7 protein-coding genes are annotated in these 9265 nt (G+C 68.7%); 4 read left to right on the forward strand and 3 right to left on the reverse strand.

What is annotated here, in order from left to right; translation table 11 throughout:
- Positions 1–18 precede the first annotated feature (18 nt).
- Complete coding sequence (gene dacB / locus ACRDP3_RS20830) at positions 19–1689, forward strand: D-alanyl-D-alanine carboxypeptidase/D-alanyl-D-alanine endopeptidase (RefSeq protein ID WP_431518493.1); 1671 nt, start codon at positions 19–21, stop codon at positions 1687–1689.
- A 73-nt stretch (positions 1690–1762) separates the two neighbouring features.
- On the opposite strand, the gene ACRDP3_RS20835 is transcribed toward dacB, so the two are convergent.
- On the reverse strand, positions 1763–3205 hold the full coding sequence (locus ACRDP3_RS20835) for an NCS2 family permease (protein ID WP_431518494.1): 1443 nt from the start codon (positions 3203–3205) through the stop codon (positions 1763–1765).
- Positions 3206–3476: 271 nt separating this feature from the next.
- Here ACRDP3_RS20835 and ACRDP3_RS20840 point away from each other — a divergent pair, with 271 nt between their 5' ends.
- The 3 genes from ACRDP3_RS20840 (at position 3477) to ACRDP3_RS20850 (ending at position 8250) form a co-directional block, all read left to right on the forward strand.
- Positions 3477–4151, forward strand: coding sequence for a helix-turn-helix domain-containing protein (locus ACRDP3_RS20840; RefSeq protein WP_431518495.1), 675 nt, complete (start codon positions 3477–3479; stop codon positions 4149–4151).
- Between the two features lie 1613 nt (positions 4152–5764).
- The gene (locus tag ACRDP3_RS20845) at positions 5765–6943 is read left to right on the forward strand and encodes a PLP-dependent cysteine synthase family protein (protein WP_431518496.1); all 1179 of its coding nucleotides are present in this window, start codon (positions 5765–5767) and stop codon (positions 6941–6943) included.
- Positions 6940–8250 (forward strand): MFS transporter, encoded by a 1311-nt coding sequence (locus tag ACRDP3_RS20850; protein ID WP_431518497.1) that lies wholly within the window; start codon positions 6940–6942, stop codon positions 8248–8250. Before ACRDP3_RS20845 ends, ACRDP3_RS20850 begins: the two co-directional genes overlap by 4 nt.
- 54 nt (positions 8251–8304) lie before the next feature.
- On the opposite strand, the gene ACRDP3_RS20855 is transcribed toward ACRDP3_RS20850, so the two are convergent.
- Complete coding sequence (locus tag ACRDP3_RS20855; RefSeq protein WP_431518498.1) at positions 8305–8562, reverse strand: cation transporter; 258 nt, start codon at positions 8560–8562, stop codon at positions 8305–8307.
- On the reverse strand, positions 8559–9265 hold a 707-nt coding region (locus tag ACRDP3_RS20860), incomplete at its 5' end, for a sulfite exporter TauE/SafE family protein (RefSeq protein ID WP_431518499.1). The genes ACRDP3_RS20860 and ACRDP3_RS20855, both read right to left, overlap by 4 nt.

Genomic DNA, 9265 nt, shown 5'->3' on the forward strand with positions numbered 1-9265 from the left:
TGCTGGCAGGCTCACGCCATGAGCAGACCCACACCTTCCCGGGACACCCGGACCCCCCGTACGGCACCTGGAACCCCCACCCGGTCACGCACCCGCGCGAGGACTGTCGCGGTGACCCTCGGACTCGTCCTCACGCTGGGCATGGGCGGAGCGGCCGGAGCCGACTCCTCCGCGCCGGACGCCGCGTTGGGCAGGTCCATCGACCGGATCCTCGCCGACAAACGGCTGGCCGGGGCGAGTTCGAGCGTGGTGGTGAGCGACGCGGCCTCAGGCCAGGTGCTCTACGGTCACCACTCCGGTACGAGGCTGATGCCCGCGTCCAACACCAAGCTGCTGACCTCCGCCGCCGCCATGGACGTCCTCGGCCCCGACTACCGCTACAGCACGGACGTACTCGCGCGCGGCACCCGGCACGGCGGACGGCTCGACGGTGACCTGTACGTGCGTGGCACGGGCGACCCGACGCTGATGGCCAAGGACTACGACGCCCTGGCGGCCAAGGTGGCCGCCGCCGGGATCAAGAAGGTCACCGGCAGCCTGGTGGCCGACGACACCCGGTTCGACTCCCAGCGGCTCGGCGCCTCCTGGGCGGCCGACGACGAGTCCGCCTACTACTCGTCGCAGATCTCCGCCCTGAGCCTCGCACCCGACACCGACTACGACACGGGCACCGTCCACCTCGAGGTCGCCCCAGGGGCCAAGGCAGGGGACGAACCCGAGGTGAAGGTCACCCCGGCCAACCACTACGTCAAGGTCAAGGTCACGGCAACCACCGTCGCCGAGAACGGATCCGGCACTCTCTCCGTGGACCGCGAGCACGGCGGCAACGCCCTCACCGTGAGCGGCGGCATTCCCGTAGGCGCGGACCCCGACGAGTCGTGGACGAGCGTGTGGGAGCCCACCGGCTACGCCGCCTCCGTATTCGCCGACGCGCTGAGGGAACACGGCGTCCGGGTCGCGGGGAAGACCGAGCTGGGCCGGGCCACGCCCGACGCCGCCCGGAAGGTCGCCGGTCATACGTCGATGCCCCTGGCGCGGCTGAACTTCCCGTTCCTGAAGCTGTCCAACAACAACCACGCCGAGGTCCTCACCAAGACCATGGGCTACGAGACCGCGGGCGAGGGCACGTGGGGCGCGGGCCTGAGGGCCGTCGGCGACTTCCTGAAGAAGGAGGGGGTGGACACCGGCACGCTGCGCCAGAGGGACGGCTCGGGGCTGTCCCGGATGAACAACGTGCCCGCCGGTCAGATGGCCACGCTCCTGCACGCGGTGCGGAGCAAGCCGTGGTTCAAGGAGTGGTACGACGCGCTGCCCGTCGCCTGCGCCCCCGACCGGATGACCGGCGGCACGCTGCGCTCGCGGATGTGCGGCACCCCGGCCGAGGGCAACGCACACGCCAAGACGGGCTCGCTGACAGGAGCTTCGGCACTCTCGGGTTACGTCACCGACGCCGCCGGCCGTCAACTGGCGTACAGCATCATCCTCAACAACTATGTCGCCCCGTCGGTGAAGGACATCGAGAACTCGATCGTGGTGGCTCTCGCCTCGTACGGCGGTGACGGCAACGCGACCGCCGAGGACGGCGGCAAGCGCGATGACCGGCGCCGGTCCCCGGACGCCGGTCCACGCCCGTCCGGACCGGCCACCGCCGGCCTGGAGTGCTCCTGGCTGAAGCCGGCGCCCTGCTGAGACGGGCGAGGTGAAGTGGGGGCCTCGGTAATGTGTGGGCCGAGGCCCCCGGTCAAGCGTGTCCGTGCGGTTATCAGATACCGAGCAGCTGCTTCAGCGGGTCGATGGCGAAGTAGATGAGGAAGAGTCCCGCGGTGCCCCAGAGCAGCCAGTGGACCTCGCGGGCCTTGCCCAGGCACCCCTTGATGATCACGTAGGCGATGAAGCCGGCGCCGATGCCGTTGGTGATGGAGTAGGTGAACGGCATGACGATGATGGTCAGGAAGGCGGGGATGGCGAGTTCGAAGCGGTCCCAGTCGATGTGCTTGACCTGGGTCATCATCAGGAATCCGACCGCGATGAGGGCGGGGGACGCGGCCTGGAGGGGCACGATGGTCAGGACCGGGGTGAGGAAGAGGGCGAGTGCGAACAGGCCGCCGGTGATGAGGTTGGCGAAGCCGGTGCGGGCGCCTTCACCGACGCCGGCGGCGGATTCGATGTAGGTGGTGGCGGACGAGGACGAGGAGGCACCGCCGGCGACGGCTGCCGCGCCGTCGATGAGCAGGACACGGCCCAGTCCGGGGACCTGGCCGCGTTCGTCGAGGAGTCCGGCTTCGGCGGTGACGCCGACGACGGTGCCCATGGTGTCGAAGAAGTCGGACAGGATGAGCGTGAAGACGAGCAGGACGACGGTCAGGACGCTGACCTGTCCGAATGAGCCGAACAGGGAGAAGTCGCCCAGGAGCCCGAAGTCGGGGGCGGCGACGGGGTTGTCGGGCAGGGTCGGGGAGGTCAGGCCCCAGGACTTGACATCGGCGAGCGAGTTGACGACGACGGCGAGGAGGGTCATCAGGACGATGCTGATGAGGATGGCGCCCTTGACCCTGCGGGCGAGGAGGACGATCGTCACGAGCACGCCGAGGCAGAAGACGAGCATGGGCCAGCCGGTGAGGGTGCCGGTGCCGAGCTGAACGGGCACGGTGGTCTTCGCGGCATCCGGGATGCGGGTGACGAACCCGGCGTCCACGAAGCCGATGAAGGCGATGAACAGACCGATGCCGACGCTGATGGCTTGCTTCAGGGGTTGCGGAATGGCGTGCATGACAGCCTCGCGCAGGCCTGTCATCACCAGTACGCAGATCAGCAGGCCCTCGATCACGATGAGGCCCATCGCGTCGTCCCAGGACATCAGGGGGGCGACCTGGACGGCGACGATGACGTTGATGCCCAGGCCTGCGGCCAGGGCGAGCGGCAGGTTGCCGCCCACACCCATGATCAAGGTCATCACCGCGGCCACCAGGGCCGTGGCGGTGGCCAGTTGGGTGCCATCCAGCTGCTCACCGAACTTGTCCTTGGCGCTGCCGAGGATGATCGGGTTGAGTACGAGGATGTACGCCATGGTGAAGAATGTGGCGAACCCGCCGCGTATCTCCCGGCTGTACGTCGAACCGCGCTCACTGATGCGGAAGAACCGGTCGAGCGGGCGACCAGTCCTGGTGGCCGCCGTGTCGGCCGGGCTCGTCGTGCTGGTCTGCATGACTGCGTCTCCTGGACCTACGGGTGAGAGGGGAAGCAGGGCGGTCCGCCGGGACGTATGACAGCAGTTGTACGAACACGCATGCGGTGCCTGCCGAGCGGATCATACTCGCCGGGGTTGGCTGCACAATTGCGGGGTGACATCCATTGTTTGACTGCTTGGATTCATCCCTGTCGTTTCCTACAGAATCGTCCCCGACCTATCCCTCAAAACGGCATGCAGGCGACAACTGGCCAAGCGGTAACCGTAGGTATCTGATTACTCTCTGCCCGTGCATTCATCGATCCCCTTCAACGCGCGCGCCGCCCGTACCCTGCGCGAGAAACTGGGGATGGCCCACGGCCACGTCGCATACGGCATGCGCGCCTCCTACGGCATGGCTCACATCACCGCCGACCACATCGCAGCGTGGGAACGCGGCGTGGCCCTGCCCACCGCCGGCGAACTCACCGCCCTGGCCGGCGCCCTGTGGTGCGCACCCGACGAACTCATGGGCCGTCCCCGCACCTTGCTCGAACACCGCATGGCCCGCGGAATCTCCGCGGGGGACATCGCCCGCCTCATCGGCATGAGACTCGACGCCTACCGCGAGATGGAAGAAACCGGCAGGTGGACCGGCGACAAACGGCAGTCAGCCAACCTCGGGAGCCTCCTCGACCTCCCCCCACGCGACTTCGTCGCCATCACCGGCCTCGAGGACGAACTCGCCCGCCTCCTCACCGAAGCCGTCTCCACCCGCTGGCAGGCCCACATCCGCCCTATCGCCCGGCTCGTCGCCATGGAACGCCGCGACCTGCAAGACCCCTTGCGCGCCATGCAGAACGAGTACCAGGCCCTCATGGCCGCCACGCTCAGCCGGGCCGGCGGCGCCTCCTCCGGCGAGGACGGACGTCGCTACATCGACGACATCGTCAACCACTTCTGGGCCCAAATCCCGGACCAGTAGGCCGTGCCCGATGCCCACCCAGCCGTTTCGGCGGCGTTCACGAATGAGAAGGTTCCGTGGCGAATACGCGGATGATGCGGCAGAGCAGATCTGTGAAAGTTCCCGTGGGGGGATATCGCGATAGATCGAAAGGTTCATAAGTCAACAGGGTGGACGCGGGTCAGCCGATTCAACCCACCTGAATGCTCAGCCGGTGAAGGACTCGGGCCCGAGGCGGCCCCACGCTAATGAATGCCGCAAGCGCGAGATAATCAGGCTCAGCACCACGAACAGGGATTCGCCGCGTCGGCCGTGGTTGATCACCGCGCCGACCGGTGCGCACACGGACCACCGGCGGGCCTCGCGGCACATCGCATGAGGAGCACGCTAGGATCACGTCATGATTACGGCCCGGTCGCTCTGGGGTGTGCCGCGACTTCGCTCGTCAGCGGCGTCACGGCAGCTGCTGTTGGTGGCCATGCTGCTGTTCGGCCTCGTGTACGCGCACGGTGTCAGCGCGGAGGGGGTCGCCGGCCATCTCGCCCCGCCGAGTACGACGGCCGCCGCATCAGCCCATGCTCAAGGGACCGACGAGGGGCCCGGAACGGTTGTGCGGGACGCCCATGCGCCTCCCGGAGAGACGAACGCACACCACCACGACGAACACGACACCTCGCATCCCCTGCAGGAGTGCGTGCCCGGTCAGCCGCAGCAGGGCCCGGGGGTACAAGCCCCCTGTGACTCCCCGCAGCCCGGCGGAACAGCTCTCTCCACCCAGCCCCTTGATGCGCCCGTCCGAAGTGGCGACGCGTCGGATCCTCCGTGGCTGAGAGACGCCACCGAGTCAGCCGTCCTGCGGATCTGATTCCCGCGGTTCTCTGCGGGGCGCCTCCCCTGTAACGTCGGTCGACTGCGGTCAACCGGGCCGTGACACATACCGGTTCGCGACACGTTCCGTCCGCAGCGCGGACCGGAGCCCAGCCGCCACCTGCGGCGCCCCAGTCCTTTCGCCATGTATCCCGTCGTCCTTCCGCCCCCTCGGGCAGGAGTCGGCCGCTCTGCGGAGGCACTGTGCCGTTCCCATCCGATGCCCGCCGCGCCCACCCGGCACGGGCTTGGCGTCATCGCCTTCTCGCCCTTCTCCTGGGCGGCCTGTTTCTGGTCGCGTTCGACTGCGGAGTCCTGCTCCACGGTCCCGAGCATTCCCATGCCCCAGGGCATTCGAGTTCCAGCTCCGCCGTGGCGCCGGACCGGAGTGCCGGTGCGACCGCTGAGCATGGGGCACCTGCCGCCGACGAGCCCTGCTCGATGCGCGGGCTCGACGGCGAGGACGAGGGACGAAACCAAGCCCAGCCGGGCCCGCTGACGCTGATCGTTCCTCCAGCTCCCGCGGTGCGGGTAGCGGCACACCCGACGCGAGCGGAGCGACCGGCGCCCGACAGCATCGACCGAGGTCAGTCCGGTCGTTCCAGACTCACAGCCGTGTGCCGCTGGCGCATATAGGCCGAATTCGACGCAGCCGCACGAGCCGGCTGCCGCGTGCCGTCGCCAGGGCAGCGCCGTAAGGCCATGTCCTCGGCGCCACGGCGCGCGAGATGAGCACCTGATGCCCATCATCGAAATGAGAGCGGAACATGCGATCCCAGACCACCACTGACATCACGCCTCCCGCCCGCTCTGCCCTCTCCGGGCTGGTCGGCAACACCCCCGTCCTCCAGGTGTCCGAACCACTCGCCTCCGCCGGACGCGGGTTCTGGGCGAAGCTGGAGGGCTTCAACCCCGGCGGGATCAAGGACCGTCCCGGCCTGCACATGGTCGAGCGCGCTCGTTCGCGTGGCGATCTGCGCCCCGGCGCCAGGATCATCGAATCCACCAGCGGCACCCTCGGCCTGGGCCTCGCCCTCGCCGGCATGGTCTACGGACACCCCGTCACCCTGGTCACCGACCCGGGCCTGGAGATGTCCATGACCCGGCTGCTGACCGCCTACGGGGCCCAGGTCAACATCGTCAGCGAGCCACACCCCACCGGCGGCTGGCAGCAGGCCCGCCGTGACCGCGTGGACCAACTGCGCACGCGGCACCCCGAGTCGTGGTGCCCGGACCAGTACAACAACCCCGACAACACGTCCGCCTACACTCCACTCGCGCTGGAACTGGCCTCCGAGCTGGGCCACATCGACGTCCTGGTGTGCAGCGTCGGAACCGGCGGCCACTCGGCCGGTGTCTCCCAGGTCCTCCAACAGCTCTACCCCGGGCTGAAGTTGGTCGGCGTGGACGCCATCGGATCGACGATCTTCGGGCAAGCCGCCCGGCCGCGGATGATGCGCGGCCTGGGCTCCAGCATCTACCCCCGCAACGTCGCGTACGACAACTTCAGCGAAGTGCACTGGGTGGCCCCGGCGGAAGCGGTGTGGACCTGCCGGCAACTTGCCAACTCCCACTACGCCACCGGCGGATGGAGCGTCGGCGCGGTCGCCATGGTCGCCGGGTGGCTGGCCCGTACCCTGCCCGCCGAGACCAGGATCGCGGCGATCTTCCCCGACGGGCCGCAGCGCTACCTGGGGACGGTCTTCGACGACGACTACTGCGCCGCCCACGGCCTGCTCGACTCACCGCCCGCGCCCGAACCGGAGGTGATCGGCCGCTGTGACGAAAAGGAAGTCACCCGCTGGACCCGGTGCACCACCGTTGTCGACCCCCTCGCCGTCTCCGCCGAGGCGGATGCCGGCGACACCGTCGGCCCGCTCCCTGAACCGACAGCGCAAGAGCCGGCGGAGGCCGACCTCTCGGACCCGGAGGTGGAGAGCCGATGAAGGGCGTCATCGCACAGACCCGTTCCTACGAGCGCAGCACCCAGCTGTTGATGGTCAACCAGTTCACCATCAACTTCGGCTTCTACATGCTGATGCCGTACCTGGCCTCGCACCTGTCGGGAACACTCGGCCTGGCCGGCTGGCTCGTCGGACTCGTACTCGGAATCCGGAACTTCAGCCAGCAGGGCATGTTCCTGGTAGGCGGCACCCTCGCCGACCGGTTCGGCTACAAGCCGCTGATCGTCGCCGGCTGCGTACTGCGCACCCTCGGCTTCGCCACCCTGGGCCTGGTGGACTCCGTACCCGCTCTGCTGGCGGCGTCCGCTGCGACAGGACTGGCCGGGGCGTTGTTCAATCCGGCCGTCAGGGCCTACCTCGCCGCGGATGCGGGGCCGCGGCGGATCGAAGCCTTCGCGCTGTTCAACATCTACTACCAGGCCGGGATCCTGCTCGGCCCGATGATGGGCATGCTGCTGACCGGCATCGACTTCCGCGTCACCTGCCTTGTCTCGGCCGGGATCTTCTCCCTGCTGAGCATCGTGCAGATCCGGGCTCTGCCCGCACGTCGGGGCAATGACGCGAAGGACGGCAAGGACGGTCAGCAGGAGAGTGTCCTGGCCCAGTGGCGCGGCGTCGTGGCCAATCCGTCCTTCCTGCTCTTCTCCACGGCCATGATCGGCTCGTACGTGATGTCCTTCCAGGTCTATCTCGCGCTGCCGCTGGAGGTACGCCGCGTGAGCGGAGAGGGGACGTACGGCACCGCTGCGGTGGCGTTGCTCTTCGCCGTCTCCGGGCTGAGCACCATCCTCGGCCAGACCAGGATCACCGCCTGGTGCAAGGCACGGATGGCACCGGGCCAAGCGCTCACGCTGGGGCTGCTCACCATGGGAGCGGCGTTCGTTCCCCTGCTGATGGCGATGGCGGTTCCCGTGCCGGACGGCGGAGCCGGCCGCTGGCTGGTGGCCGCGGTCCCACCGGCGCTCGCCGCCCTGCTGCTGGCCATGGGGACGATGATCGCCTACCCGTTCGAGATGGACACCATCGTCCGCCTCTCCGGTGACCGGCTCGTCGCGACCCACTACGGGCTGTACAACACCATCTGCGGCATCGGCATCACACTCGGCAATCTACTGACCGGCGCCGCCCTGGACGCGGCACGTGCGGCCGGAGTGGCCGCGATCCCCTGGATCGCGCTGCTCACCCTCGGCGTCGCGTGCGGAGCGGCCGTGTACAGGCTGCACCGATCCGGTCGCCTGGCCACCCCCGGCACCGCGGCACAGCCCGAACCCGCGACCACGTCCACGTAGTCGAGCCGGCCTGCGGGGAGGGGCGGGCGGTGCCCGCCCCTCCCCCGTCCAGCGTCAGCCGGCAGGTCGGGCCCGGTAGTCGCCGGCCCGCCGGACTGCCGCGACGAGCGCGACCGTATCGACGCCGGAGCCTTCCTCCAGACGAACGGTGGTACGCCCGGAGTGGACGTCGGTGGTGGATGACCGGACGCCAGGGATGTCTTCCAGTTCGTCGTCGATGAGCAGGCCGCAGCTGGAACAGTGCATGCCCTCGACGACGAGCACCAGCCGCTGTCCGGGCTCGGGCTCCTTCTTGCGCTTGAACAGCTTCACTTGGTGCCCCCTTGGAAGGTGATGGTGCCGGTCTGCATACCCATGGAGCAGGAGAAACGGAGCGGTCCAGGCTTACGGGTGCCCAGGTTCACGTTGGTGTCGCCGTTCTCCTTGACGATCTTCTGGACTCCGAGTTCCGGGATCGTGAATCCGCGGGCGCAACCGCCGGCGTTCTCGCCGTGCAGGACCAGCCGGGTCGGCAGGCCCGCCTTCGCAGAGAAGTTGGTGGGCTTGTAGAAGTCGGTAACGGTGAGCGTGATCACTTGCTTGCCGGAAGCGTCGACGTGTACTGGCCCGACCGGATCGCCCGCGCCCTTCGAAGGAGCAGGAGAGGCCTGTGCCGCGGGTGTGGCACCGGAGCCGAACGTGGCCCATCCTCCGGCCTGGAGCCCGGAACCGATCGTCCAGGCGGCGATGGCCAGAACGACGACGCCGGTCGCGATGCCCAGGCGGCCGGAGAGCGCTCGGCTGGAGCGGCGGAAGAGGTAACCGAGGATCGCGAACAGCGGGGCGGTGCCCACGACGAATCCCCCCATGACCGCGGCCCCGGCCAGGGGCGAGCCTGCGGTGATGGCTACGAGCGCCATCGACAGCGTCACCCCGCACGGCACCAGAACGGTGGCGAATCCGACCAGCACGGGAGTGGCCATAGAGGCGGTCTTGGTGCTGCGTCGCACGAGCCGTCCGAACGCGGCCGGTGGGC

The organism is Streptomyces sp., from assembly GCF_050698815.1.
GTDB lineage: Bacteria > Actinomycetota > Actinomycetes > Streptomycetales > Streptomycetaceae > Streptomyces.